We start from the raw sequence: 26,324 nt of genomic DNA on the forward strand, positions 1-26,324 counted from the left end.
CACCGGCTGACCAGCCGCATGAAAACTTCGTCTTCCCTGAAGAGGTTCTGCCCCGTGGTAACGCTCTCTAATCCCAACCTCAGTTCGGTCGGGGGCAAGGACCTCGACTCGACCGGTTATGCCTGGTGGGCCGGCAACGCCCGCCTGATCAATCTCTCCGGACGCCTGCTCGGCGCCCATGTGGCCCACGCCGGCCTGATGGTGTTCTGGGCCGGCGCGATGATGCTGTTCGAGGTGAGTCACTTCACCTTCGACAAGCCCATGTACGAGCAGGGGCTGATCGTGTTCCCCCACGTGGCCACCCTGGGCTACGGCGTGGGTCCCGGCGGTGAGGTCACCTCCCTGTATCCGTTCTTCGTGGTGGGGGTGCTGCACCTGATCAGTTCCGCCGTCCTCGGCCTCGGCGGTCTATACCACGCCCTGCGCGGTCCCGAAGTGCTGGAGAACTACTCCTCCTTCTTCTCCCAGGACTGGCGGGACAAGAACCAGATGACCAACATCATCGGCTACCACCTCATTCTTCTGGGTGTGGGTGCGCTGTTGCTGGTGTTCAAGGCCATGTTCTTCGGCGGTGTCTACGACACCTGGGCCCCCGGCGGCGGTGATGTGCGCATCATCACTAACCCCACCCTCAGCCCGGGGGTCATCTTCGGCTACCTCACCGCCGCACCGTTTGGCGGTGAAGGTTGGATCATCGGGGTGAACTCGATGGAAGACATCATCGGCGGCCACATCTGGATCGGCCTGATCTGCATCTTCGGTGGCATCTGGCACGTGATCACCAAGCCGTTCGGCTGGGTGCGCCGTGCCTTCATCTGGAACGGTGAGGCCTACCTGAGCTACAGCCTCGGGGCCCTGAGCCTGATGAGCTTCATCGCCTCCACCTTCATCTGGTTCAACAACACCGCCTATCCCTCGGAGTTCTACGGCCCCACCAACGCCGAGTCCTCCCAGGCCCAGAGCTTCACCTTCCTGGTTCGTGACCAGCGCATGGGCGCCAACATCGGTTCCGCCATGGGTCCCACCGGCCTGGGCAAATACCTGATGCGCTCCCCCACCGGCGAAATCATCTTCGGCGGTGAAACCATGCGCTTCTGGGACTTCCGGGGTCCCTGGCTGGAGCCCCTGCGGGGTCCGAACGGCCTGAGCCTCGACAAGCTCCAGAACGACATTCAGCCCTGGCAAGTGCGCCGCGCCGCTGAATACATGACCCACGCTCCCAACGCCTCCCTCAACTCCGTGGGCGGCATCATCACCGAGCCCAACTCGGTGAACTTCGTGAACGTGCGTCAGTGGCTCTCCGCCACCCAGTTCGTGCTGGCGTTCTTCTTCCTGGTGGGTCACCTCTGGCATGCGGGCCGCGCCCGTGCCGCCGCCGCCGGCTTCGAGAAGGGCATCGACCGGCAGGCCGAGCCCACCCTGGCCATGCCGGATCTCGACTGACTCCCGACAGGGGCTCCCGCAGGGCTTGAGCCCCCCATCCGAGGGCTTCCGTTCAGGCGGGAGCCCTTTTTTGATGGGGAGGCCGTCCGCCAGCCGGCCCCGGACCCGGGGACGAAAGACCTTGTCATCGCTGCTCGACGGCAGGACCGACTCTGGTCGCACCCTGCCGCCGGCAGGCTCGTACCTTCGGGGCGTCAAGCACGATGAACACTCCCATGAACGCTCTGACGGCTTCACGGCGGCGGCTGGCGGTCAGCACCGGCTGCCTGGCCCTGCTCTGCGGTTCCCTGCCGATGCCGGCCCAGGCCAAGACGGGCACGATCACCTTCCCCCAGAGCGGGGTGATCTGTGATCGGGGCACCCGGATCTGCTACGACCGCGGCGGCATCTCGCTGCCGCTGACCCGCCGGGAATTCGGCAACCGGGCCGAGCAGGATCTGGTCCGGAAGCTCTCGGGTCGCCCCAGCCCCCGGGAGTTCCAGCTCAGCACCGGAGAGGTCTGCGACCTGCGGCGCCAGACCTGCTGGGACGACGGCTGGCGTCAGTCCAACGTGAGCTACCGGCTGAGCGGGCAGCTGTTCGGCCTCAGCGCCGGCCCTGGCCGGCCCGGCAACCCGAGCTGGACCCGCGCCAACACGACCAACGGCTTCTGCGATCTGAGCCAGCGGGGGCGCCGGATCTTCTCCGGTCGCTGTGAACTGATGCAGCGCCCCACCGCCAGCGGCACGGCCTACCGGGTCGATTTCCGCGATGGACGGCAGTATTCCTTCTACAACCGGCAGGGCCGGCTGGTGATGGTGGATGCCACCGGCACCTGGCCCGTCGACTACAGCCTGGCCGGCAACGGCGGCCGCTTCCGCTGGGGCAGCTTCGAGCTGCTGGCCAGCCAGTCCCGCGATGGCGGCACGAATCCGGTGCGGCGCTCCAGCACCGGTGTGCTGCTGCAGGATCTGATCAACACGATCTTCCCCTGAACGGCGTCCCCGGGGCCGCCGTTCAGCTCAGCCAGCGCCGCAGCAACGGCAGACTGAGGCCGATCACGTTGCTGACGCAGCCGTCGATCCGCTCCACCAGCAGGCCACCGCGTCCCTCAAGGGCGAAGCCTCCGGCGCACTGGAGCGGCTCACCGCTGGCCACATAGGCGGCGATCTGCTCGGCGCTCAGCGCCGCGAACCACAGGCGTGTGGTGACCGTCTCCAGCCGGGGCACGGCGCCGCCGATCAGGCAGTGGCCGGTGTGGAGCTCCCCCCATCCGCCGGCCATGCGGCCCCAGCGGTCCGCCGCCTGCTGGGGATCGCGGGGTTTTCCATACACCTGGCCGTCCACCACCAGCACCGAATCGCAGCCGAGCACCCCCGCCAGCGAGGCGCGCTCCCGCTCCCCCAGATCCCCGGCCACCGCCTCGGCCTTGGCCTGGGCCAGCCGCCGCACCAGGGCACGGGGATCGGGATCGGAGAGCGCGGCCTCATCGACGCCGCTCACCTGGACCCGGTGGGCGACGCCCGCCTGCTCCAGCAGGCGCCGCCGGGCCGGCGAGGCGGAGGCCAGCAGCAGGGGGGCCAGGGGGGGCGGCAACGGCACGGAGGGAACGCAGCGGGGGGGGACGGGGCGGCGGTCTGATCCTGGCGGGGCGATCCGGGAGAATCGATGCCATGACCGGCCGCTTCGATGATCCGCGCTCCCTGGGCCGTGCCGCCAGTGCCCTGCGCTGCCTCCCCTTTCGCCGCGCCTTCTACGAGCTGGTGCGAGGCAGCGCCATCGCCAGCGAGGCGCTGTGCGCCAGTCCCGAGCGGGATCGCTACGTGTTTGCTCCGGTGGGCCCCGGACGCACCGAGGACCATTTCATCTGGCTGATCCAGCTGGGTGTGCTGCGGCGGGAAGTGGACGGCCAGGGGCTCACCGAGCGGGTGCGGCTGACGCCGATGGGTCGCGACCTGCTGGAGCGATGGAGCGACGAGATCCCCAGGGCGGGCCTGGCCGAGCGGCTGCACCAGACGCTGCGGCGGCTGCGGCCCCGCCTGTGAGCGATCCAAGGGCCCCGTTGACGCCCCTGATGGTGCTGGGCACCAGCAGCGGGGCTGGCAAGTCGCTGATGACGGCGGCCCTCTGCCGGGCGCTGCGGCGCCGCGGCGAGACGCCCCTGCCCTTCAAGGGTCAGAACATGAGCCTCAACGCCTGGGTGGACGCCTCCGGCGGCGAGATGGCCTACAGCCAGGCCCTGCAGGCCTGGGCGGCGGGCCTGGAGCCGGAGGTGGCGATGAATCCGGTGCTGCTCAAGCCCCAGGGGGAGAGCCGCAGCGAAGTGATCCACCTGGGGCGCTCGGTGGGCCTCACCCAGGCCGAGCACTACTACCGCGACTGGTTCCGGCCGGGCTGGGCCGCGATCCGCCAGGGCCTGGGCAGCCTGCAGGCCGCCCACCCCCGCGGCCGGCTGGTGCTGGAGGGCGCCGGCAGCCCGGTGGAGGTGAACCTGCAGCGGCGCGATCTCACCAACCTGCGGCTGGCCCAGTACCTGCGGGCCCGCTGCCTGCTGGTGGCCGACATCGAGCGGGGCGGGGTGTTCGCCCAGATCGTCGGCACGCTGGCGCTGCTGCGGCCGGTGGAGCGGCCCCTGATCCGGGGGCTGCTGATCAACCGCTTCCGGGGCCGGCGGGAGCTGTTCGACGAGGGCCGCCGCTGGCTGGAGCGGACCACCGGCCTGCCGGTGGTGGGGGTGATGCCCTGGCTGGAGGAGCTCTTCCCTCCCGAGGATTCGCTCGACCTGCTGGAGCGGCGCGCCGGCAAGCCCCGGGCCGAGCTGGAGATCGCCGTGGTGCGACTCCCCTCGATCAGCAACTTCTCCGATCTCGATCCGCTCGAGGCCGAGCCCAGTCTGCGGCTGCGCTGGATCCGGCCCGGCCAGCCCCTGGGCCAGCCGGACGCGGTGCTGCTGCCGGGCAGCACCCAGACGCTGCGGGATCTGCTCAGCCTGCGGAGCAGCCCCCTGGCCGGGGAGCTCCACCGCTATCTCGCCGGCGGCGGCCACCTGTTCGGCCTCTGCGGCGGCCTGCAGATGCTGGGACGCACGCTGCAGGACCCCGGCGCTCTCGAGGGGAGCGGCGGCGGAGAGGCCCGGGCTGGGGCGGGCGCCATCGAGGGCCTCGGCCTGCTGCCGCTGGCCACCCGCTACGGCGCCCGCAAAGCCCTGCGGCAGCTGCGCCGGCCGGCCCTCTGGCCCCGCGGCGACACCCTCCTGCTGGAGGGCTTCGAGCTGCACCGGGGGCACACCGAATGCCTGGATCCGCAGGGCTGCGCCCCACTGGCGGCGGACGGGGGGGAGGGCCTCGGCTGGTGGCGCGAACTTCCCGGGGGTGGCAGCGTGGCGGGCACCTACCTGCACGGGGTGTTCGAGGCGGGGCCCTGGCGCCGCCGCTGGATCAACCTGCTGCGGCGCCGCCGCTCTCTGCCCCCCCTGAGCGAAGATCAGCCCCACCACGGCCGCCAGCGGGACGCCCTGCTCAACCGGCTCGCCGACGCCTTCGAGGCCCATGTGGACCTGGCCCCCCTGCTGAACGGCTGATGCCCGCCGCCGCCACGATCGAGATCCAGTGGCCCGATGGTCACCGCAGCCGCGAGGTCCCCGGCACCGACTGGCTGGCGGCGGCCTGCCGGGAAGGCCTGAACATCCCCACCGGCTGCCTGGGGGGCAGCTGCGGCGCCTGTGAGATCGAGGTGAACGGCCGGGTGGTGCGGGCCTGCATCGCCTCGGTGCCGGCGGCCCGCAGCGGGAGGCTGCGGGTGGACCTGGCCAGCGATCCCTACTGGTGAGGGACCTGGTGACGGGACCCGCCGCGGCTCAGGGCTCCTCGCGCTGGATCAGCCCGCCCCCCAGCACCCGATCCCCGGCGTAGAACACGGCGGCCTGCCCCGGGGTGATCGAGAACTGCTCCTGCTCGAACTCCAGCCGCCAGCGACCGGGCCGCTCGGGCGTCAGCAGGGCCGGCACCGGCGCGCTGCGGTAGCGCACCTGCACCTCCACCACCAACGGCCGCGACGGGGGCGCGATCGACACCCAGTTGATCCCATCCACCGGACAGGCGCGGCGGGCCGCATCGGCGCGGGGGGCCACCACCACCCGGTTCATCGCGCCATCGAGGCGCACCACATGCAGCGGTTCGCTCCAGGCCACCCCCAGCCCCTTGCGCTGGCCGATGGTGAAGTGCTCGATGCCGTCGTGCTGGCCCACCACCGTGCCGTCGAGCAGCACGATCTCCCCCTGCCGGGGCGGCAGGTAGGCATCGAGGAACGCCCGCATCGAGCCGTGGTGATCGGCCAGGCAGAGGTCCTGGCTCTCCGCCTTGGCGGCCGTGCGCAGGCCAAGGCGGGCCGCCTCCAGGCGGGTGTCGCTCTTGGTGAGCTCTCCGAGGGGGAAAACCAGCCGGCCCAACACCGACTGGGGGAGGTCGTAGAGGAAATAGCTCTGATCCTTGTGGGGGTCGAGGCCCCGCAGCAGCTGGTGGCGGCCGGAGGGGTCCGGCCCAGGCGCCGCTCCCGCCGCCTCGGCCGGGCGCACCCGGGCGTAGTGCCCGGTGGCGATCCGCTCGATGCCGAGTTCCGCAGAAGCCCAGGCCAGCATCGGGCCGAACTTCACCTCCCGGTTGCAGCGGGAGCAGGGCAATGGGGTCACCCCGTCCTGGTAGCCCTGCACGAGGAAGTCGACGATGCGGTCCTGGAAGTGGGCGCGGCTGTCGACCACGTGATGGGGAATCCCCAGCTGCTCGCAGATCCCGGCGGCATCGACCAGACCCTCGGCGCAGCAGGCCCCCTTTCCGCTCATCAGCCAGAGGGTGAGGCCTTCGGCGTGCCAGCCGGCCTGGAGCAGCAGCGCCGCGGTCAGGGAGCTGTCCACCCCGCCGGAGAGGCCCACCGCCACCCGCCGCTCCCCGGGCCAGTGCCGCAGCCGCTCGATCGCGGCGGCGGCGGCGGGGGTGGCGGGAGTGGCGGCGGTGCGGGTCAAACCAGGGAATCCCGAGCGGACGGCGGACGGTGGGCGATGCCGTTCCCATCATGGAACCGCGCCCCACAGGATGGTTCCCCGTGCCCAGCTGGCCCAGCCGCGACGCTGAACATCTGCTGGTGAGCGCCGCCCAGATGGGCGCCCTCGAGGAGCGGCTGTTCGCCAGCGGCCTGCCCCGGGAGGCGCTGATGGAAAAGGCGGCCCTGCAGGTGAGCCGGCGCCTGCTGGAGCGTCCCGCCGCGCTGGCGGATGGGGTCGTCGTGCTGGTGGGGCCGGGCCACAACGGGGGCGACGGGCTGGTGGTGGCCCGGGAACTGCACCTGGCCGGCCTGGCGGTGCGGATCTGGGCGCCCTTCGAGCGCTTCAAACCGCTCACCGCCGCCCACCGGCGCCACGCCGACTGGCTCGGCATCGGCGCCCTCGAGGCCGCCCCCGACCCCGCCGATCCCGCCCTCTGGGTGGACGCCCTGTTCGGCATCGGCCAGAGCCGGCCGCTCCCCGAGGGGATCGAGTCCCTGCTCGAGAGCCGTCAGGGCCACCGTCCCGGGCGACTGGAGGCGATCGACACGCCCAGTGGTCTCTGCGCCGACAGCGGCCGGCTCCTCGGCCGCTGGGCCGCCTGCGCCCGCCGGACCTGGTGCCTGGGCCTGCTCAAGCGGGGGCTGCTGCAGGACCGGGCCCTGGCCTGGGTGGGGGAGCTGGAACGGCTGGATCTGGGCCTGCCCCCCCAGCTGCTGGCGGAGCTGCCGGCGGATCTGCCCCTGGCCCTGGCGGGAGTGGATCTCGACGGGGCCCCCTGGCCCCGGCCCGCGCCGGCGGCCGGCAAGTACGGACGGGGGCGCCTGCTGGTGGTCAGCGGCAGCGACGCCTACCCCGGCGCCGCCCTGCTGAGCCTGCTGGGGGCCAGCGCCAGCGGCTGCGGCAGTCTGCGGGCCCGCCTGCCGGCGGCGGTGGCTGGCGGCCTCTGGGCGGTGCGGCCCGAGGTGGTCCTGCAGGAGCCCCTGGCCGGCCTGGCGGGGGGCGGCTCCTCGCTGGCGGGCCTGGGGGAAGCCGGAGCGCTCGATCGCCTCGATGCCGTGCTGGTGGGGCCGGGCCTGGGATCGGCCGGAGCCGGCGGCGGCGCGGCCGATCCGGCGGAGGAGGAGGGCGAGGCCGGCGGCTGGCGGGCCCTGCAGCGGTTCCAGGGCCTGCTGGTGCTCGATGCCGACGGGCTGAACCGGCTGGCGGCCGGGGCGGCGGGGGAGCCGCCGGGCGCGGGGGCGGCGGGCTGGTTGCGGCAGCGGGGCGGGCCCACCTGGCTGACCCCCCATGCCGGCGAGTTCGGCCGTCTCTTTCCCGAGCTCGCCGAGTTCGACCCCCTCGAGGCCGCCGCCGCCGCCGCCGCCGCCAGCGGGGCCAGCGTGCTGCTCAAGGGGGCCCGCACGGTGGTGGCGGCGGCCGATGGGCGTCGCTGGCAGCTGCGGGCGGCGGCGGCCGAGGTGGCCCGAGCGGGCCTGGGGGACGTGCTGGCCGGCTATGCGGCCGGCTGCGGCGCCCGGGCCGGGGCGGCCGGTGGCGATGATCTGCTGGCGGCCGCTGCCCTGGCCCATGCCGGGGCCGGGCTGGCCTGCGCTCGGTCCAAGGAGGGGGGCACCACCCCCCAGGCGATCGCATCCGCCCTGGCCGGGCGGGTGATGGGATCCGATGGGTTGTGATGGGGCCCTTGAATGTGGGCGAACAGACAGGGAGTCAATCCGGCCGGAATCCCAGTCCTGGCCGGCAATGTGTCGTTTTGCTCGCACAAATCCGAAAGGTTGTTGAAATCACACTGCCGGGTTGTGAGTTCATAAGAGATTGCGAACACTTTTCCGGCGTGGGCTCATGACGGCCTCGACTCTCCAGGCACACGAGAGCAGCAGACGCCGGGGGAGCGATCCGATCAGCTGGTATCTCTCCACGATCGGGCGCGTTCCCCTGCTCACTCCGGCCGAAGAGATCGAACTGGGCAATCAGGTCCAGACGATGATGCACCTGATTGCCGACGGGGGGGCGCCCGAAACCCCCACCGACCGGGAGAAGCAGATCCTGCGGATCGGCCGGCGTGCCAAGGAGCGCATGATGAAGGCCAATCTGCGGCTGGTGGTCAGCGTCGCCAAGAAGTACCAGGGCAAGGGCCTCGAGCTGCTCGACCTGATTCAGGAGGGCTCCCTGGGCCTGGAGCGGGCCGTGGAGAAATTCGATCCCACCCGGGGCTACAAGTTCTCCACCTATGCGTTCTGGTGGATCCGCCAGAGCATGACCCGGGCGATCGCCTGCCAGTCGCGCACGATCCGTCTGCCCGTGCACCTCAGCGAGCGCCTCACCGCGATCCGCCGGGTGAGCCTCGAGCTGGCCCACAAGCTGGGGGCGATGCCGAGCCGGAGTGAGATCGCCGAGGCCCTCGCCATCCCGATCGAGGAACTCGACGGGCTGCTGCGGCAGTCGCTCACCACCTCGAGCCTGGATGCGCCGGTGAACGGTGAGGAGGGCCGCAGTTTCCTGGGCGATCTGATCGCCGATCCCTCCCAGGGGGAACCGCTCGACCAGGTGGAGCGGGGCCTGCACCACGAGCAGCTGAACCGCTGGCTCGGCCACCTCAACGAGCAGGAGCGCCAGGTGCTTGAACTGCGCTTCGGTCTTGAGGGCAAGGAACGCCACACCCTGGCCGAGATCGGCCGGCTGCTGAGCGTGTCACGGGAGCGGGTGCGGCAGGTGGAGCTCAAGGCCCTGCGCCGCCTGCGCAACATCACCAGCCGCTCGGCCACGCACTTCTGAGCCCGGGCTCAATCCTCCGCCCAGATGTAGCGGGTGAGCTCGGAGGGGTCGGGCTCGGGGGCCTCCACGGCAAAGGCCACCGCATCGGCCACCTCGGCGTCGATCTCCCGTTCGATCGCCTTGAGCTCCTCGGCGCTGGCCAGCTCGTGGGTGGTGAGATGGGTGAACAGGGCTTTGATCGGATCCCGCTGGGCCCAGAACTCCTTCTCCACGTCGCTGCGCAGTTCGTCGGGATCGGCCAGGGAGTGGCCCCGGAAGCGGTAGGTGAGGCATTCCAGCAGGGTGGGACCCTCGCCGGCGCGCGCCCGCTCGACCGCCCGCTGGGCGGCGGCACGCACCGCCAGCACGTCCATCCCGTCCACCTCCTCGCCGGCCATGCCGAAACCGGCGGCCTTGCGCCAGATCTCCGGGTCGCTGGTGGCCCGGTCATGGGCCATGCCGATCGCCCACTTGTTGTTCTCGACGACGAACAGGATCGGCAGCTTCCACAGGGAGGCCATGTTCAGGCATTCGAAGAACTGGCCGTTGTTGCAGGTGCCGTCGCCGAAGAAGGCCGCCGTGACGGCGTCGCTGCTGGCATCGCCGAGGGCGTCGCGCTTGTAGCGGCTGGTGAAGGCGGCGCCCAGCGCCACCGGAATGCCCTCGCCGATGAAGGCGTAGCCGCCGAGCAGGTGGTGCTCCTTCGAGAAGAGGTGCATCGAGCCGCCCCGGCCCTTGCTGCAGCCGGTGGCCTTGCCGAACAGCTCGCTCATCACCTCCCGGGCGGGCACACCAGCGCTGAGCGCGTGCACGTGATCGCGGTAGGTACTGCAGAACCAGTCGTGCTGGGCGCGCATCGCCTTGATCACACCGGTGCTGACGGCCTCCTGGCCGTTGTAGAGGTGCACGAAGCCGAACATCTTGCCCCGGTAGTACATCTCGGCGCACTTGTCCTCGAAGCGGCGGCCGAGGGTCATGTCGCGGAACAAGGTCAGCCCCTCGTCGCGGGAGACCGTGGCCGGACCGGCCGGGTAGAGCGCCGCCAGCCGCTCGGCATGGCTGCCGGCCCCGGCGGCGGTGGCGGCGGGGGCGGCCGCTGAGGTGGACTCGGGTGGGGTCGACCGGAGCGGGGCGGCGATCTCCTGGGTCATGACAGGGGAGTCGGGCGTCTAGGGGTCGACTGTACGGGGTCTGGCCGGCCCGCTAGGTCAAAACCGATGCCTCTGCCTACACTCGCCCCACTGCCCGCCCTCACGGGTCTGCGAGTCGCCCGGGTTGGAATTGCCGATCGACCATTTCCGCCTGCTGGGGGTCAGCCCCGCCACGGACGCCCAGACGGTGTTGCGCAGCCTGCAGCATCGCATCGAGCGACCGCCGCAGGAGGCCTTCACGGCGGAGGGGCTGAAGGCCCGCGCCGACCTGCTGCAGCAGAGCGCCGATGTGCTCTCCGATGAGGGCCGCCGGCAGGCCTATGAAGCCAGCCTGATGGCGCTCGAGCAGGGCCAGGCCGGGGTCACCGCCGGCCTGGACATCCCCCCCTCGCGGGAGGTGGGCGGGCTGCTGCTGCTGCTGGAGGCGGGCCTGGCCGAGGAGGCCTTCGAGGGCGCGCGCCGCAGCCTGGAGCCGCCCCAGACCCCCGCCCTCGGCAGCAGCCGTGAAGCCGACCTGACCCTGCTGGCCGCCCTGGCCTGCCGCGGCGCCGCCAACGAACTGCGCGACAGCCGCCAGTACGAGCGGGCCGCCACCCGGCTGCAGGAGGGGCTGCAGCTGCTGCAGCGGATGGGCAAGCTGCCCGAGCAGCGGCGCCAGCTCGAGGCCGATCTGGCCGCCCTGCTGCCCTACCGGGTGCTGCACCTGCTCAGCCGGGATCTCAGCGCCAGCGCCGACCGCGCCCTGGGCATGGATCTGCTGGAAACCCTGGTGCGCCGCCGCGGCGGGCTGGAGGGGGACGGCGATCCGGAGTTCTCCCAGGAGGAGTTCCGCCACTTCTTCAAACAGATCCGCGGCTATCTCACGGTTCAGGAACAGATCGATCTGTTCGAGCGCTGGGGGGAGAGCGGCTCGGCCGCCGCCCGCTTCCTGGCCAGCTACGCCCTCACCGCCTCCGGCTTCGCCCAGCGCAAACCGGAGCGGATCGCCAAGGCCCAGGGCGAGCTGCTGGCCGGCGGCCAGCCCGGGCTCGAACCGGTGCTGGCCTGCCTGCAGCTCCTGCTGGGCCAGGTCACGCCCGCCCTGAACCAGTTCCAGGCCGGCGCCGACGGGGAACTGGCCCGCTGGGCGGCGGAGCAGGCCGAGGAACCCCTTCCCCAGCTGCTCGCCTACTGCCGCGACTGGCTCAGCCGCGAGGTGCTCAGCGGCTACCGCGACATCGAAACCGAGGCCGATCTCGACGCCTACTTCGCCGACCGCGACGTGCAGGCCTACGCGGAACAGCTGGACCGGCGCCAGGCCCGCACCAGCCCGGAGTCCCAGCCATCCACCGGCTTCGGGCTGGGATCCTTGCCCCCCCTCGGCGCCGCCCCCACTCCCGCCTCCCCCGCGGACGGCTCGTCCGGCGACTGGGCCGCGGGCTGGCCCGCCCAGGGCGACCTGCCCGGCGTCGCCGGGGGCGCAGGGCACGGTCCGCCGCCGGGGCTGGACCCGGCCGAGGGGTCCGGGGCCCTGCCGAGCGACCCGGACCCGGAGGACGGCGCGGACGGGTGGCCCTCGATCGCCTGGCCCACCTGGCGCTGGCCTTCCCTGGGGGGGAAGGCTCCGCCCCGGCTGGCGCTCCTGGCCCTGCTGGCCGCCCTCGGGCTGGCGGCCGGAGGCTGGTGGGTCCTGCGCCCCCGCCCAGCCGTCGCGCCCGCGGCCGGAAGCCCTCCCACCACCAGCCCCCCAACCGGCATTCCAACCGGCACTCCAACCGGCCCAGTTCCGGCGCCCAGCCCGCCCCCGACCGCGGCGGCCGTGCCGGCCGCCCCGCTCACCGCCAGCGAGCCGAGCGAGGCCCAGATCCAGGGCCTGCTGGAGGCCTGGCTGGCCGCCAAGGCCGCCGTGATGGCGGGCCAGGCTCCCGCCATCGCCCTTGATGCCGTGGCCCGACCCGAGCTGGTGGCGATGGTGGAGGCCGACCGCCGCGAGCTGCTCGCCCGGGGGGAGAGCGAGCGGATCACGGCCCGGCTGATGGAGCTGGACCTGAACGAGCGCTCCCCCCGCCGCATCGCCGCCGAGGCCCGGATCGATTACCGGGATACCCGCCTGAGCAGCTCCGGGCAGACGCTGGGCCGCACGGCTCCGACGGAGCTCCGCAACCTCTACGTGTTCGCCCGCGACGGCGACACCTGGAAGCTGGCCGCCTTCACCCGCCGCTCCTGAGCGGCTGAGCCGGCGGGGGTGGGCGGCCGGTCAGGATCGCTTTTTACGATCGGTCCACCGACCACCCCCGAGTCATCCCATGTTCGACGAGCTCTCCCAGCGGTTTGAGGACGCGGTCAAGAGCCTGCGGGGGCAGGACCGCATCACCGAGGCGAACGTGGAGGGCGCCCTGAAGCAGGTGCGGCGCGCCCTGCTGGAGGCCGATGTGAGCCTCGACGTGATCACCTCCTTCATCCAGGACGTGCGGGTCAAGGCGCTCGGGGCCGAGGTGGTGCGGGGGGTGAGCCCCGACCAGCAGTTCATCCAGCTGGTGCACCAGGCGCTGGTGGAGGTGATGGGCGGCGAGAACGCCCCCCTGGCCCGCTCGGACACCCCCCCCACCGTGGTGCTGATGGCGGGCCTGCAGGGGGCGGGCAAGACCACCGCCACCGCCAAGCTCGGCCTGCACCTCAAGGAGCAGGGTCGACGGGCCCTGCTGGTGGCCGCCGACGTCTACCGCCCGGCCGCCATCGACCAGCTGCAGACCCTGGGCCGCCAGATCGGCGTGGAGGTGTTCACGCTGGGGGCCGAGGCCACGCCGGAGGCCATTGCCGCCGCGGGGGTGGCCAGGGCGCGGGAGGAGGGGTTCGACACCGTGCTGGTGGACACCGCCGGGCGCCTGCAGATCGACGCGGGGATGATGCAGGAGATGGTGCGCATCCGCGAGGCCGCGGCACCCGACGAGGTGCTGCTGGTGGTGGATTCGATGATCGGCCAGGAGGCGGCCGAGCTCACCCGTGCCTTCCACGAGCAGGTGGGCCTCACCGGAGCCGTGCTCACCAAGCTCGACGGCGACAGCCGCGGCGGAGCGGCCCTCTCGATCCGCCAGGTGAGCGGGGCGCCGATCAAGTACATCGGCACCGGCGAGAAGGTGGAGGCGCTCGAGCCGTTCCACCCCGAGCGGATGGCCAGCCGCATCCTGGGGATGGGCGATGTGCTCACCCTGGTGGAGAAGGCCAGCAAGGAGGTGGAGCTGGCCGATGTGGCCCGCATGCAGCAGAAGCTGCAGGACGCCTCCTTCGACTTCTCCGATTTCGTGCAGCAGATGCGGCTGATCAAGCGGATGGGATCGCTGGGGGGGCTGATGAAGCTGATCCCCGGCATGAACAAGATCGACGACGGCATGCTCCGCCAGGGGGAGAGCCAGCTGAAGCGGATCGAGGCGATGATCGGCTCGATGACCGAGGCGGAGCGTCAGCAACCCCAGCTGCTCGCCGCCCAGCCCTCCCGCCGCCGCCGCATCGCCGCCGGCAGCGGCCACAGCCCCGCCGATGTGGACAAGGTGCTGGCCGACTTCCAGAAGATGCGGGGCTTCATGCAGCAGATGAGCCGGGGCGGCATGCCGGGGATGCCTGGACTGCCGGGCGGGGCCGAGGGGGGCGGGTTCCCCGGCCTGCCGGGCCTGGGGGGAGGCTTTCCTGGCCTGGGCGGCCCAGGCGGCGGCGTCCCCGGCGGGGGGCGCGGCGCGCCGGCCCGCAAGGCCCCTCGGCCGGCCAAGAAGCGCAAGGGCTTCGGCCAGCTCTGAGCCCCCCGGCGGAGAGCCCGCAGGGTATGGTGATTTCTTCTGTCCCCATCAGCAAGGCAACGCCACCATGATCAAGCTCCGCCTGAAGCGGTTCGGCAAGAAGCGGGAAGCGAGCTTCCGCCTGGTGGCCACCAACAGCACCTCCCGCCGGGACGGGCTGCCGCTTGAGGAACTGGGCTTCTACAACCCCCGCACCAAGGAAACCCGGCTGAACGCCGAGGCGATCCGGGTGCGGCTGGGCCAGGGCGCCCAGCCCACCGACACCGTCCGCTCCCTGCTGGAGAAGGGCGGCCTGATCGAGAAAACCCTGCGCCCCGCCGAGATCGTCGGCAAGAGCAAGCAGGCGGCCGCCCGCAGCGCCGCTGAGCGCAAGGCCGCGGCTGAGGAGGCCCCGGCCCCCGAACCGGAACCCGTGAGCGCCGACGCCTGAGCGCGGGCGCCCCATGGCCGGGGCCGACACGGTTCAGTCCTTCGCGATCGACCTGCCCGATCAGGCCGCGGCCCTGGCGGTGGCCGGAGAGGCGGAAGCCACGCTCCACCGGCTGGAGGCGCTCACCGGCACCCACTGCGTGCTGCGGGGCCTGAAGCTGGTGATCCAGGGGCGAGCGGGCCAGCTGGAGCGGGCCGCGGCCCTGGTGGAGCTGCTGCGGCCGCTCTGGCAGGAAGGCCAGGCCATCGGTGCGGTGGATCTGCAGAGCGCCCTGGCCGCCCTCGACACGGGCCGGGGGGAGGACCACCGCGCCCTGGGCCAGCAGGTGCTGGCCCGCAGCCAGAGCGGCCGGCTGCTGCGGCCGCGCACCCTGCGGCAGCGCAGCTACGTCGAGGCGATGGAGCGCCACGACCTCACCCTGGCCCTGGGGCCGGCCGGCACCGGCAAGACCTTCCTGGCCACGGTGCAGGCGGTGCGGATGCTGAACGAGCGGCGGGTGGAGCGGCTGATCCTCACCCGCCCGGCGGTGGAGGCCGGCGAGCGGCTCGGCTTCCTGCCCGGCGATCTGCAGCAGAAAGTGGATCCCTACCTGCGTCCCCTCTACGACGCCCTGCATACCCTGCTGGGCCAGGAGCGCACCACCGCCCTGCTGGAGAAGGGGGTGATCGAGGTGGCGCCGCTCGCCTACATGCGGGGCCGCACCCTGGCCGATGCCTTCGTGATCCTCGATGAGGCCCAGAACACCACCGCCGCCCAGATGCGCATGGTGCTCACCCGCCTGGGCGACCACTCCCGCATGGTGGTGACGGGGGATCCCACCCAGGTGGACCTGCCCCGCGATCAGATCAGCGGGCTGGCGGAGGCGGCCCGGGTGCTTGAGGGGGTGGAGGGGGTGGCGATCTGCCGGCTGACCGCCGCCGATGTGGTGCGGCACCCGCTGGTGCAGCGGCTGGTGCAGGCCTATGCCCGCCGCGACGCGGAGCGGGAGCGGCCCACCAGATAGGGAGAACCGCACACCAGGCCGGCCGGACACTGGCAGGATGGTGTCATTCGAATCGTCTGGTGTCATGCCGGCCAGCAGCAATTTCCAGGAAGCCATCCGCGAGGCCCAGCAGGGAGCCCTCGTCGGTCCCAATGTGGTGAACAAGGCCCTGCCCTACGTGGGTGGGGGCATGGTGCTCACCGCCGCCGGGGTGATCGGCGGTCTCTCCCTGATCGGCAACCCGATCTTCATGCCGCTCTTCTGGGTGGCGCTGATCGGCAACTTCATCCTCTTCTTCGTGGCGCAGAACGCCGCGATGAAGGGCAACACCGGCACCGCCCTGCCGATCCTCACCGCCTACAGCCTGATCACCGGCTTCACGCTCAGCGGCATCGTGGCGATAGCGATCGGGGTGGCCGGCATCGGGGCGATCGGCACCGCCGCCCTGGCCACCGGCATCACCTTCGTGATCGCCTCGATCGTGGGTCGTCGCATGAGCGACAGCCTGGGCCAGGCCCTCAGTGGCGTGGTGGGGCTGGGGATCATCGGCCTGCTGATCGCCATGGTGATCCAGATCGTGGGCGGAATCTTCGTTCCGGGCTTCGGTGGCAACAGCTTCGAGCTGCTGATCGCCGGCTTCGGCACCGTGCTGTTCGTGGGAGCGGCCTTCGTGGACTTCTACACGATGCCCCGCACCTACAGCGACGACCAGTATCTGGCCGGGGCGCTGGGGATGTACCTCACCTACATCAACCTGTTCATCTTCATCCTGCGCCTGATCATCGCCCTGCAGGGCGGCGGCCGCCGGGAATGACCCAGGCTCTCTCACTCCAGGTTTCTGATCCCGTTCAGGCTCTGGAGGAGATCTGCGGACAGGCGCCGCGCCCCCCGGGCTGAGAAATGGCAGCCGTCGTGGCGATCCAGCCAGCCGGCGATGGCGTCACTGTCCGACCAGATGAATCGCCGCTCCGGTCGGCGGGCCACCGCCGACCGCTGGGCCTGCCGCAACGGTTCCCAGGGGCCCTGATCAAAGCACCGGGAGGCCAGGGCCAGGCCGAATCGGGACCCTGGAGCCAGGGCCTCGCTGCGGTCCATGATCCGCACCAGGGCCCCCTGGTAGGCGCCCGGGTCGAGCCGGCGGGCATCGCTTTCGCCCTGATGCCACAGCACCAGCTGGGGGGAGAGGCCGCGCCGGCCCAGCTGCTCCAGCACCTGCCGGTGGCGCCTCGCCAGCTCCCCATCCGCCCAGGCGCGCACGGAACTGTTGCCCACCGCCAGGGGCACCACCAGCACGGGATCGGCGCTGGGGCGGGCCAGGGCCACGAAGGCCGGCGTGAGGCTGTGGCCACCGCGGCCATCCGCGCCGGCCAGCGGTTCCCGGTAGGGATGGCAGCGGCCGCTGCGCCAGTCGAAGAGCAGCAGGCGGGGAGATGATCCTGGGCCCGGAGCCGCGCCTGGGATCTCGGCCGAGCGCAGGGAGCGCCGGAAGGGCGGTTGAACGCTGTTGGCGGCGTTGCTCTGCCCGAAGGACAGCACGGTGAAGGCCCGTTCAGGGCACGGCACGGCCGGGGCCGCGACGGCGGCGGGTTCAGCCGAGGAGTGGGGATCGGCCGGCCGGAGCCGCTCGGCCGCGGCCCCCTCGATCCAGGCGGCGGCGGGTCCCACCAGCCGGGCACCGATCCGCCAGGCGTGCTGGGCCCCGAGCAGGACCAGCAGCGGAGAGGCCAGCAGCAGAACCAGGAGCCGGATCCCGCCGGCCCCTATCGGGAGGAGGAGTTGCTGCCGCCCCCACCACCTCCGCCTCCGCTGAAGGCTCCGGCTGCCGCCGCGATGCCGACCCCGACACCCGCCGCCACGGCAATCACCACCAGGAAGGTTCCCACCCCGGCCGCGGTCGGGGCGGCAACGGCCGCCGCCGCCGCAGCTGGGGCGGCCACGCTCGCCAGGGCTCCGCCATCGGTGATCGCGAACAGGTAGGGGGATTCATTCCTGGGGATCAGGCCGGACACATTGCCGAAATCCGCCTCGTAGATCACATCCCGATCCAGCCGGATCTGGTGGTTCACGGTGATGCGGCGGCGGTCGGCGGAGAAGGAGACACGGCCGGGGTCGGTGACCTCCACCCGCTCAAGAATGGGATTGCCCTGCCCCTCGCGGCGGATCAGCACCTCGCCCCGGAGGGGGCCGAGGGGGGCCTGGAAGTTGATCGTGAAGGCCTCCGACGGGTTGGAGAGCCTCACCACGTCTTCGCCCCGGTAGCTGATCACCTCAAGACCGCCGGGCAGGGTCTGCCCCTGGGCGGGGGCCGGGTCGATCGCCTGGGCCTTGTCGTTTGCCGGGCCCGTTCCGGCGGGGACCGTGACGGTGACCGTTTCAGGCTCGGGGCCGAGCACGGAGGTGGCCAGGAGGTCGCGGGCGCGGGCGATGCCGGGCAGGGCCCGGACGCCGTTGTCGCTGAGGGTGAACAGGGAAACACCCATCAACCCGGTGGAGCCCGCGGACGGACGGCCCGGGGAGGAGGGGAGCGCCTCCAGCTCGATCGGCCGATCCGGCGGGGGGAGATCGGCCGGAGGGGTGTGCACGGACACGGCCATGGCCCCCCCCAGATCCCGGGCGGTGTCCGGGGTGGCCATCACCGGCAGGGTGCTGGCGATGAACGTGGTCGCCATGGCCAGGGGAAGGAAGGCACGCATGGGACGCCCCGTGGAGAACTCAAGAGTTGGGGTGATATTAGGGGAAACGTGGTCGAACAACCGGTTGCCCCAGGGTTGCCCCGGGCCCAGTAATCCGCTTCAGAACGATATCGTCATGCGCCCATAGTACCGGGGTTCACAGGGGTCGGTGGTGCAGAGGGAGGTGATGTAGTTGGGATTGTTGCCGAGGAAATCGGTGGCGTACAGGGAGACGGTGAGCGGCAATTCCTGGATCGGCCTGAGTGAGAGGCCGGCCCCGAATCCAAAGCCGAACCATTCGGCCCCGATCGAGAGGCGGCTGTTGAGCATCAGGCTGACCGAGCCGATCGGTCCCCAGAAGCAATCGGTGCCGCTGGGGAAGGTGCGGCTGCTGATGTTTCGGCCGCTGAGGCAATCGGTGGATCCCAGGGTGCCGTTGCCGCCGAACCCGAACAGGTCCGAGCCGATCCCGGCGGTGACCACCGCCAGGGGCGGCTGGGGCCCGCGGCCGAGCGGAATGGCCTGGGAGAGCACCAGGTAGAAGTTGCGGCCCAGGTCGATGGTGTCATCCAGCTGGATGATGTTCTCACCGCCGAAGGCCAGACCCGTGGTGGGGGTGAGGTTGAGGGCGGCCCGGAAGCCGAGGCTCTGGCCGGCGAAGGTGCCGGTGCCGTTGTTGCGGCCGCTCAGGCTCTGGATGCCCCACTGGAAGCCGAGGCTGCCGTTCCGGGTGCGGATCGGGGTGATGTCGAGATAGGCCTGGGCATCGGCGCAATCGATCCAGTCGCCATCGGGGGGCACGGCGCAGGAGCGGACGCGGTTCACCCCGGCCAGGGTGGCCGACACGGTGAACTGGGGATCGGCGGCAAAGCCGTTGGGCACCTCCAGGCCCACGTCCGGATAGGGCTCACCGGTCACGGTGATGCCCCGGGCCAGCCCGCGCACCTGGAAGGCCGGCGGGGGGGTGGGGGGCAGGAGATGGGGGTCCGGTCCGGCCAGGGCCTCAGCAATGGCCGCGGCGGGATCGATCACCTCGCCGGGGGGCACCAGCTCCCATTCCAGTTCCCGGGCCACCGGCTGGGGGTCCGGCCCCCGGTCCTGGGCCGGGGGAGGGAGCGGGGGCAGGGGCGGCGGCGGGGGCACCAGCTCCCACACCAACGGCTGGGACAGGCCCGGAGCCGCCAGGCTGGGGATCAGCGCACTGACCATGGCTGCGGCTCGGCGCAGCAGCGCAGCGGACGAACAACTCGGCAACGACGGCTGCGCCTGGAATCTGGTCGCCAATCTAGGGAGATTGTCTCGGCCGGCATCGCCGAACCCTCGCAATGGCGAGCCCGGGTTGGCACAATGCCCTCGACACGCACCGTGTGGATCGCTTTGGCACGGCAGGAACGGGCGCACAGCTGGATCGGCGTGGTCGGCGGACTGGCTGTGATGGGGGCGGCGTTCGCCCCGGTGGCCTCGGCGGCGTCCGCTGAGCCCATCGCCCAGCAGACGCTCGATCCGGCCCCGGATGATCCGGCCCTGCTGCAGGAGGATGTCTACCTGCTGGGGCCCGGGGATGGCCTGCAGCTGCGCTTCCTGGCCGCCACCGAACTCACCGGATTCTCCGGCCCGGTGGAGATCCTGAACGACGGCACGGCCTCCCTGCCGCTGCTGGGCAGCGTGCGGCTCACCGGCCTGACCCTCTCCCAGGCCACCCAGTGGCTGGTGGCGCTCTACCGCAAGGAGCTGCTCCGGCCTGAACTGCAGCTCACCGTGATCCGTCCGCGGCCGCTGCGGGTGGCCCTGGTGGGGGAAGTGGAGCGTCCGGGGCTCTACACCCTCACCACCTCGGAAACCTCCGCCACCGAGGCGGGGGTCACGATCAGCGGCCTGCCCACCCTGGTGGACGGGATCCAGAAGGCCGGCGGCATCACCTTGAACGCCGACCTGCGCCGGGTGGTGCTGCAGCGGCGGCTGCCGGGGGACACGGCCAGCTTCAAGCGCACCCGCGTGAATCTGCTGGCCCTGCTGCGGGAGGGCGACCAGCTGCAGAACCCGCTTCTGTTCGATGGCGACACGATCCGGGTGGAGAAAGCCAGCGAAGAACCGGGGGAGGCGATCGAACTCTCCAGCACCACCCTGGCCCCCACCCAGATCAAGGTGAACGTGGTGGGCGAAGTGAAGGCGCCGGGGCGGATCGATCTGCCCGCCAACACCCCGCTGATGCAGGCGATCCAGGCGGCGGGGGGCACCTCCAGCTGGAGGGCCAACCGCTCGAACCTGGAACTGGTGCGGATCAACCGCAACGGCACCGCCACCCGCCGCACCTACCCGCTCGACCTCAGCCAGGGGGCCTCCTACAGCAAGAATCCCCCCCTGCGGGATGGCGACACGGTGATCGTGAACCGCAGCCGCTACGCGGTCACCTCCGATGCGATCGGCGCGGTGAGCCAGCCGATCACGGGGCTGGTGAACATCTTCACCCTGTTCCGGCTCCTGGACAACACCAGCAACTGATGGACCCCACGGCCCCACCAACCGAGTTCCCGATCGACTGGGTGCTCCAGGGGGAACTGGCCCTGGGCCCGGCACCGCAGGGCGAGGAACATCTGCGCCAGCTGGAGCGGGAAGGCGTCGGCGGTGTGCTGAGCCTATGCGCGCCGGAGGAATGTCAGCTGCCAGCCGAGCTGGGGGAGCGCTTCTGCTGGAACCGGCTGGTGCTGCCGGATCACCGCAGCGGCCGGATCCCCACGCCGGAGGAACTGGCGATGGCCCTCGACGCCCTGGCCCGGTTGCAACGGCAGGCGGGCCCGGTGTTCGTGCATTGCGTGGCCTCGATGGAGCGATCGCCCCTGCTCTGCATGGCCTGGCTGGTGCGCCGGCGCGGGATGGCTCCGCTGCAGGCCCTCGACTATCTGATGCAGATCCATCCAGCCACCAATCCCCTCCCCCAGCAGCTGGCGCTGCTGGGGGAGGCTGGGGTGGAGCGGGCACCAGCCACGCCAACCGCAGCGCCCACGACAGACCCGATCACCGAGCTGACTACAGTCAGCACGGGTTGAGACGCTCGAGGTCGCCTCGCGTCCGCCCCACTGCCGTTGGATTGGTGTGTCCACAGGTTTGGGTGAGCCGCCATCCTTAACCCACTCCCATTCCCCTCCATGGCGCGACGCACGCGATCCAAGCCGGCCGAGCGGCTGCTGGTGCTGGAGCCCAACCGGATCGAAAAGCAGTATTGGAAGGATCTCTGGCGCTACCGGGAGCTGTTCCTGATCCTGGCCTGGCGCGACATCGCCGTGCGCTACAAGCAGACCTTCATCGGTGTGGCCTGGGCCCTGATCCGGCCCTTCCTCACGATGGTGGTGTTCACGGTGATCTTCGGCAAGCTGGCCCAGCTGCCCAGCGAAGGCGATGCGCCCTACGCGATCCTGGTGTTCGCGGCGATGCTGCCCTGGCAGTTCTTCTCCTCGGCCCTGAGCAGCTGCTCAGAGAGCTTGCTGGCCAACTCGAATCTGCTCACCAAAGTGTATTTTCCCCGGCTGATCGTGCCGGCGGCTGCTGTGATCACCAGCTTCGTGGATTTCCTGATCTCCTTCGTGATCCTGGCGGGGTTGATGGTGTGGTTCCAGTGGTGGCCCAGCTGGAGGCTGCTGACGCTGCCACTCTGGATTGCGATCACCTTCGCGGCCTCCATGGGAGCGGGGCTGTGGCTGGCCAGCCTGAATGTGAAGTATCGCGATTTCCGCTTCGTGGTGCCCTTCCTGGTGCAGTTCGGGCTCTACATCAGCCCGGTGGGCTTCTCCAGCGCGATCGTGCCGCCCCCCTGGCAGCTGCTCTACGCGTTGAATCCGATGGTGGGGGTGATCGAAGGATTCCGCTGGGCGATCATCGGGCGCAGCTCGGCGATCGATCCCACCGGCTTCTGGCTGTCGATGGCGATCGTGGCGTTGCTGGCGATCACCGGGGTGCGGCAGTTCCGGCGCACGGAGAAGAGCTTTGCGGATGTGATCTGAGATGGCTGATTCCGATGTGGTGATTCGGGTTGAGGGGCTGGGGAAGCGCTACTCCCTCCACCACGAGCAACCGGAACGCTATCGCTCACTGCGCGACTCGATGGCGCGCCGGGGCCAGGCCGCCGCACGCTGGCTGAACCCCTTCACGCTGGGCGGGCAGCTGGCACGGGCACGGCGCGATGCCGCCGCCCAGGCGGCTGGCTCCGAGGAGGAGTTCTGGGCTCTGAAGGACGTGAGTTTTGAGGTGCGCCGCGGCGAACGGGTGGGCATCATCGGGCGCAACGGGGCCGGCAAGAGCACATTGCTGAAGATCCTCAGCCGCATCACCGAACCCAGCACGGGCCGGGTGGAGATCCGCGGGCGGGTGGCCAGCCTGTTGGAGGTGGGCACAGGATTCCATCCCGAACTCACCGGCCGCGAGAACATCGATCTGAACGGTGCGATCCTGGGGATGTCCCGGCGGGAGATCCGGGCCAAGTTCGATGAGATCGTGGCCTTCGCGGAGGTGGAGAAGTTTCTCGATACGCCGGTGAAGCGCTATTCCAGCGGCATGTATGTGCGGCTGGCATTCGCGGTGGCGGCACACCTGGAGCCGGAGATTCTGGTGGTGGATGAGGTGCTGGCGGTTGGGGACGCCGGCTTTCAGAAGAAGTGCCTGGGGAAGATGAAGAATTGCTCAAAAGACGAAGGAAAGACAGTCCTGTTCGTAAGCCATAATATTCAGGCACTTCTCGAGCTGACTGAGCGCTGTATCCTACTTCACAATGGCTTTTCGACACTTGATTCGGAAACTCGGACAGCAATTGACACCTACGTTGGCATGGCCTCCAATGGCAACATCAAGTACCCCATTAGCCAAAGTCAGCGACCTTCAGGGCGACAACCAGTTAGAGCTAGACTTGAAAGCCTCAGGTTCACTAGAAATTTCCCATGTTTTAGTTGTTGCGAAGTAATTGAGTTTAGCGTTGATTTTCAAGTGCTAGAGGACATCGAAGACGGGATTAGGACCAGCTTCACAATCTACTCACCTTCGCAGGGAGCTATTGGTAGCGGGTTTACTAGTCAAGAAGGTGCCAGGATGCAGCCAATGATTTCCTACACCCATCGAGTTAAGATAGAGAATCATCACCTGGCCCCCGGAAGCTATTACTTAGGGATTGCTATTGGGAAGGGGAATCCCAAGAGTGGTCACACAGACTATGACTACGTTTCAGATGTCCTCCATTTTAAAGTCATTGAAAGATCAGACAACCCAAAGCCCACGTACATGGTCAAGTGGGAATCTTCATGGGGCTCAATCCAATTTAGCGATGCAAGCAGTGAGGATATCAGCGAGTATAGAGTATGAGTTTCAATTATACGATACATTATCGTCAGTTTCATGATGGCAGCCTGGAAGATTATAAAAGAGTCTCACTATGGATGCAAACTCGGCTAATAAATGGCCTACCTAAACAAAGAAACTCAAATATTTTAGACGTCGGATGCGGCTTTGGTTTCTGCGTGCATACTTTAAACAAAATGGGTTACGATCATGTAAAAGGAATAGATATTTCTGAGCAGCAAGTACTTCAAGGCCTTGAGCATGGATTAAGCCTAGAGCATACAACCGACACAATAGAGTGGCTATCACACAATCAAGACACGTTTGACCATATAATACTCTTCGATGTGCTAGAGCATGTTGCGAAGGGTGAACAGATTGAATTTATGACCAAGATATATAAGAGCCTCAAACCTGGAGCGTCAGTGCATATTAGAGTACCCAACGCAAATTCCTTAGTGAGCTCGAGGTGGCGATACATAGACTTTACTCACCGCACTTCTTACACTGAGTACTCAATAAAGTTCATTTTATACAGTGCTGGTTTTCAAAGGATTAGCTTTAGTGATGACGAGCAAACAGGCAGGCCTTCTGCGAGAGTCTGGAAGAGATCAGCTCGGCATTCTATACGCAAGTATTTAGTTCGTTGGCTCTGGCGACAAGTGTATATAGCAGAGTTTGGTGAAGCTATTCTCGCCGACCCTGAACTTCGCTTTGACAAGGACTTTGATATCCTAGCTGTCAGATAAGCAATGAGAGTTGAAAGCTTTGATATATTCGATACAATTCTAACGCGCCTTGTACCCTATCCAAGCGACATATTTCGCATTCTCTATCACGAGGCACACAAGCAACACCCAGAGCTATCAAGCATTCAGATTGAAGAGTTCGTTTGGTCAAGGCAACATGCAGAAAGAGCCGCTCTAAATAATACCAAGGATGAAGAGACAAACATTGACGAAATCTCTTTTGAGCTAACCAAGATCTTCCCTTTCTTAATTCCGAGTAATATTGCTGATCTCGAACTCTCGATAGAGAAAAGACTTCTTTTCCCAATCAAGAGGATTACAAAACTAATCGCAGACAAGAGGGAGAGTGGCTGCCGCATCATATTTATCAGCGATACATATCTTCCAGAGGACTTCGTAAAAAGTATTCTTGAAGAGTATGAAGTCCTCGTTCCTGGAGACAAGCTTTACGTATCCAGCTCATTGATGTTAACCAAAAGAGCTGGAACACTCTACTCTCATGTAATCAACGACCTAGGCATTCGAGCTTCATTATTACGTCATCACGGCGATAACGGCTTTAGTGACATCGAACAGGCCAAGAAGTACGGAATTAATACAGTTTTAATCAACGACTCATCGCCTACTGAATTTGAAAAATACCAACTAGCACAGACAACTAGTAGCGAATTATCAACCCGCTTAGTCGTAGGGCTTTCAAAGTTTTATAGACTTAGCAAGTCTTACGAATGCTTCTCAGTTTTTACTGGACAGTTTTTGGGGCCAGTTTCAGTTCTAATCGCGTTGTGGATGCTACGCCAATCTAACCGCAGAGGTGCGTCGCTTGTTCTCTTTTGCTCAAGAGATATGTTTCTCACATGGAAAGCTGCTTTAAGAATCGCAAGAAAGACCAAGCTAGTGAATACTCGCAGGTTGCGTTACTTTCTAATTTCCCGCCAGTCACTGTACTTGCCGTCATTGGCAGTATCAAATACGCTCAAGGATTGGGTCATTCGCCCCTTCGATAAGACTTCAACATTTTCGATTGCTAAAAAACTAGGCTTCGATAATATCGACAAACTTGGCATTAGAGCTCGTCAAATCATCAAAGATCTTTGCAGAGTAGTTAACTCAGATGAGAGAGATCGGCTTTGCAGGCTTATAGTCAATGAGCCTGAAGTCAAGGTCTCATATACAAAAGCAGCTACAGGTCTATTCAGCTACCTAAATAGACTAGGCATTTCATCTCAGCATGGACCAATTTTGATGGCCGATATCGGTTGGACAAAGACCTCTCAGAAGTTTCTTTCAGAGATACTGACTAAAAGTGGAATTGGAACGGACAGGCCAGTACATGGCCTATACTTAGGCCTAAATAATACTCGCAAGACGTGTAGCGGATCACTATTAAGTGGCGCTATCTATTACGAGCCAATGAATTCAGAAATTAGCGATTACTATCACCCCAACATGCGTGCTACATTACTTGAACATTTTATCGGGCTACCTGGGCATAGCAAAGTAACTGGGTATCAAATCAATGGCACTCCGATATTTGAGAAGATTGTGAAAAATAATAAAACTCTAGCGTTTATCAAAGATACTCATAGGCACCATAGTGCATACCTTGACGGTGTGAACAAATCCGGAATGTATCTCAATCTGATAGCAGACTTAGACATAAAACAGCTTATTAGGTCGATTAGTGAATACTTCTTTCAAAAGCCTGATTACCTAACGGCCATAGAGTTGTCAGAGATTCTTGTTTCTGGGGACCAGAATGACCTAACTCTGCTGCCAGCCGCTAGGCGTATCGGTTTTCTTGAAGCGATGACCTTCTATCAAGGCATTAAAGATCATCCTTGGCCAGAGGCAAGTTTAGCCATGTCTCCAGCCCACACGAAGAGTTTATGTAATCTTTCGCTAAGAGTTCATTCCTTATGCATTAAAACAAATTGCAGGTTCCGCTCGTTTTTGAAAGATCGTAAGCTCAGGCTTCTCAAGCGATGGCATTAATATCTGTAGCAACTGTCTCAATGAACCGCACTGAGCATCTTC

General features: G+C 67.4%; 24 protein-coding genes. 18 read left to right on the plus strand and 6 right to left on the minus strand.

All coding sequences use genetic code 11. From position 1 onward, the window contains the following. Positions 1-54 precede the first annotated feature (54 nt). A complete protein-coding gene (gene psbC, locus ACWJI7_RS13310; protein WP_479938591.1) occupies positions 55-1,443 on the plus strand; it encodes a photosystem II reaction center protein CP43 in 1,389 nt (462 codons plus the stop codon). A gap of 215 nt (positions 1,444-1,658) precedes the next feature. Continuing rightward, positions 1,659-2,417: a YcgJ family protein gene (locus ACWJI7_RS13315; RefSeq protein ID WP_479938592.1), complete on the plus strand. Its 759-nt coding sequence runs from the start codon at positions 1,659-1,661 to the stop codon at positions 2,415-2,417. A gap of 22 nt (positions 2,418-2,439) precedes the next feature. On the opposite strand, the gene ACWJI7_RS13320 is transcribed toward ACWJI7_RS13315, so the two are convergent. Beyond that, a complete protein-coding gene (locus ACWJI7_RS13320) occupies positions 2,440-3,024 on the minus strand; it encodes a Maf family protein (protein ID WP_479938593.1) in 585 nt (194 codons plus the stop codon). Positions 3,025-3,095: 71 nt separating this feature from the next. Between ACWJI7_RS13320 and ACWJI7_RS13325 the strand changes: the two genes are divergently transcribed. The 3 genes from ACWJI7_RS13325 to ACWJI7_RS13335 are packed head-to-tail and all read left to right on the plus strand — an operon-like array spanning position 3,096 to position 5,250. Continuing rightward, a complete protein-coding gene (locus ACWJI7_RS13325; RefSeq protein ID WP_479938594.1) occupies positions 3,096-3,467 on the plus strand; it encodes an Npun_F0494 family protein in 372 nt (123 codons plus the stop codon). A 29-nt stretch (positions 3,468-3,496) separates the two neighbouring features. After that, positions 3,497-5,002 (plus strand): cobyric acid synthase, encoded by a 1,506-nt coding sequence (locus ACWJI7_RS13330; protein WP_479938643.1) that lies wholly within the window; start codon positions 3,497-3,499, stop codon positions 5,000-5,002. After that, the gene (locus tag ACWJI7_RS13335) at positions 5,002-5,250 is read left to right on the plus strand and encodes a 2Fe-2S iron-sulfur cluster-binding protein (protein WP_479938596.1); all 249 of its coding nucleotides are present in this window, start codon (positions 5,002-5,004) and stop codon (positions 5,248-5,250) included. The genes ACWJI7_RS13330 and ACWJI7_RS13335 overlap by 1 nt, the downstream gene beginning before the upstream one ends. Before the next feature lie 28 nt (positions 5,251-5,278). On the opposite strand, the gene mnmA is transcribed toward ACWJI7_RS13335, so the two are convergent. Then, complete coding sequence (gene mnmA / locus ACWJI7_RS13340; RefSeq protein WP_479938598.1) at positions 5,279-6,439, minus strand: tRNA 2-thiouridine(34) synthase MnmA; 1,161 nt, start codon at positions 6,437-6,439, stop codon at positions 5,279-5,281. An 80-nt stretch (positions 6,440-6,519) separates the two neighbouring features. On the opposite strand from mnmA, the gene ACWJI7_RS13345 reads away from it, so the two are divergent. Then, a complete protein-coding gene (locus tag ACWJI7_RS13345) occupies positions 6,520-8,133 on the plus strand; it encodes an NAD(P)H-hydrate epimerase (protein WP_479938599.1) in 1,614 nt (537 codons plus the stop codon). Positions 8,134-8,299: 166 nt separating this feature from the next. After that, positions 8,300-9,232, plus strand: a complete 933-nt coding sequence (locus ACWJI7_RS13350; RefSeq protein ID WP_479938601.1) for an RNA polymerase sigma factor, RpoD/SigA family — start codon at positions 8,300-8,302, stop codon at positions 9,230-9,232. A gap of 8 nt (positions 9,233-9,240) precedes the next feature. On the opposite strand, the gene pdhA is transcribed toward ACWJI7_RS13350, so the two are convergent. Beyond that, positions 9,241-10,362: a pyruvate dehydrogenase (acetyl-transferring) E1 component subunit alpha gene (gene pdhA / locus ACWJI7_RS13355; RefSeq protein WP_479938602.1), complete on the minus strand. Its 1,122-nt coding sequence runs from the start codon at positions 10,360-10,362 to the stop codon at positions 9,241-9,243. Positions 10,363-10,486: 124 nt separating this feature from the next. On the opposite strand from pdhA, the gene ACWJI7_RS13360 reads away from it, so the two are divergent. The 5 genes from ACWJI7_RS13360 (at position 10,487) to ACWJI7_RS13380 (ending at position 16,358) form a co-directional block, all read left to right on the plus strand. Then, positions 10,487-12,568: an IMS domain-containing protein gene (locus ACWJI7_RS13360; protein WP_479938604.1), complete on the plus strand. Its 2,082-nt coding sequence runs from the start codon at positions 10,487-10,489 to the stop codon at positions 12,566-12,568. 79 nt (positions 12,569-12,647) lie between these two features. After that, the gene (ffh, locus tag ACWJI7_RS13365; RefSeq protein WP_479938606.1) at positions 12,648-14,132 is read left to right on the plus strand and encodes a signal recognition particle protein; all 1,485 of its coding nucleotides are present in this window, start codon (positions 12,648-12,650) and stop codon (positions 14,130-14,132) included. A gap of 67 nt (positions 14,133-14,199) precedes the next feature. Continuing rightward, positions 14,200-14,562, plus strand: a complete 363-nt coding sequence (gene rpsP, locus ACWJI7_RS13370; RefSeq protein WP_479938607.1) for a 30S ribosomal protein S16 — start codon at positions 14,200-14,202, stop codon at positions 14,560-14,562. Between the two features lie 13 nt (positions 14,563-14,575). Next, entirely contained in the window at positions 14,576-15,565 is a 990-nt protein-coding gene (locus ACWJI7_RS13375) for a PhoH family protein (protein WP_479938608.1), read from the plus strand. Between the two features lie 64 nt (positions 15,566-15,629). Next, positions 15,630-16,358, plus strand: a complete 729-nt coding sequence (locus ACWJI7_RS13380; RefSeq protein WP_479938609.1) for a Bax inhibitor-1/YccA family protein — start codon at positions 15,630-15,632, stop codon at positions 16,356-16,358. Positions 16,359-16,369: 11 nt separating this feature from the next. Here ACWJI7_RS13380 and ACWJI7_RS13385 read toward each other — a convergent pair whose 3' ends face one another. The 3 genes from ACWJI7_RS13385 to ACWJI7_RS13395 form a co-directional block, all read right to left on the minus strand. Beyond that, positions 16,370-17,209 carry a sialate O-acetylesterase gene (locus tag ACWJI7_RS13385; RefSeq protein ID WP_479938610.1) on the minus strand — a complete coding sequence of 280 codons (840 nt, stop codon included), beginning with the start codon at positions 17,207-17,209 and terminating at the stop codon, positions 16,370-16,372. Between the two features lie 95 nt (positions 17,210-17,304). After that, positions 17,305-18,237, minus strand: coding sequence for a hypothetical protein (locus ACWJI7_RS13390; protein WP_479938612.1), 933 nt, complete (start codon positions 18,235-18,237; stop codon positions 17,305-17,307). 99 nt (positions 18,238-18,336) lie between these two features. Then, on the minus strand, positions 18,337-19,425 hold the full coding sequence (locus ACWJI7_RS13395) for a hypothetical protein (RefSeq protein WP_479938614.1): 1,089 nt from the start codon (positions 19,423-19,425) through the stop codon (positions 18,337-18,339). A gap of 138 nt (positions 19,426-19,563) precedes the next feature. Between ACWJI7_RS13395 and ACWJI7_RS13400 the strand changes: the two genes are divergently transcribed. The 6 genes from ACWJI7_RS13400 to ACWJI7_RS13425 all read left to right on the plus strand — a co-directional run bounded on the left by ACWJI7_RS13400 (position 19,564) and on the right by ACWJI7_RS13425 (position 26,282). Then, a complete protein-coding gene (locus tag ACWJI7_RS13400) occupies positions 19,564-20,718 on the plus strand; it encodes an SLBB domain-containing protein (RefSeq protein ID WP_479938616.1) in 1,155 nt (384 codons plus the stop codon). Beyond that, positions 20,718-21,263: a protein-tyrosine phosphatase family protein gene (locus tag ACWJI7_RS13405; RefSeq protein ID WP_479938618.1), complete on the plus strand. Its 546-nt coding sequence runs from the start codon at positions 20,718-20,720 to the stop codon at positions 21,261-21,263. Before ACWJI7_RS13400 ends, ACWJI7_RS13405 begins: the two co-directional genes overlap by 1 nt. Positions 21,264-21,362: 99 nt before the next feature. Further along, positions 21,363-22,214, plus strand: coding sequence for an ABC transporter permease (locus tag ACWJI7_RS13410; RefSeq protein ID WP_479938620.1), 852 nt, complete (start codon positions 21,363-21,365; stop codon positions 22,212-22,214). 1 nt (position 22,215) lies between these two features. Beyond that, complete coding sequence (locus ACWJI7_RS13415; RefSeq protein ID WP_479938622.1) at positions 22,216-23,562, plus strand: ABC transporter ATP-binding protein; 1,347 nt, start codon at positions 22,216-22,218, stop codon at positions 23,560-23,562. 74 nt (positions 23,563-23,636) lie between these two features. Beyond that, positions 23,637-24,287 carry a class I SAM-dependent methyltransferase gene (locus ACWJI7_RS13420; protein ID WP_479938645.1) on the plus strand — a complete coding sequence of 217 codons (651 nt, stop codon included), beginning with the start codon at positions 23,637-23,639 and terminating at the stop codon, positions 24,285-24,287. A gap of 3 nt (positions 24,288-24,290) precedes the next feature. Next, the gene (locus ACWJI7_RS13425) at positions 24,291-26,282 is read left to right on the plus strand and encodes a hypothetical protein (RefSeq protein WP_479938624.1); all 1,992 of its coding nucleotides are present in this window, start codon (positions 24,291-24,293) and stop codon (positions 26,280-26,282) included. Positions 26,283-26,324: the final 42 nt, after the last annotated feature.

It is taken from the genome of Cryptocyanus atlanticus LEGE 06306 (assembly GCF_056633155.1).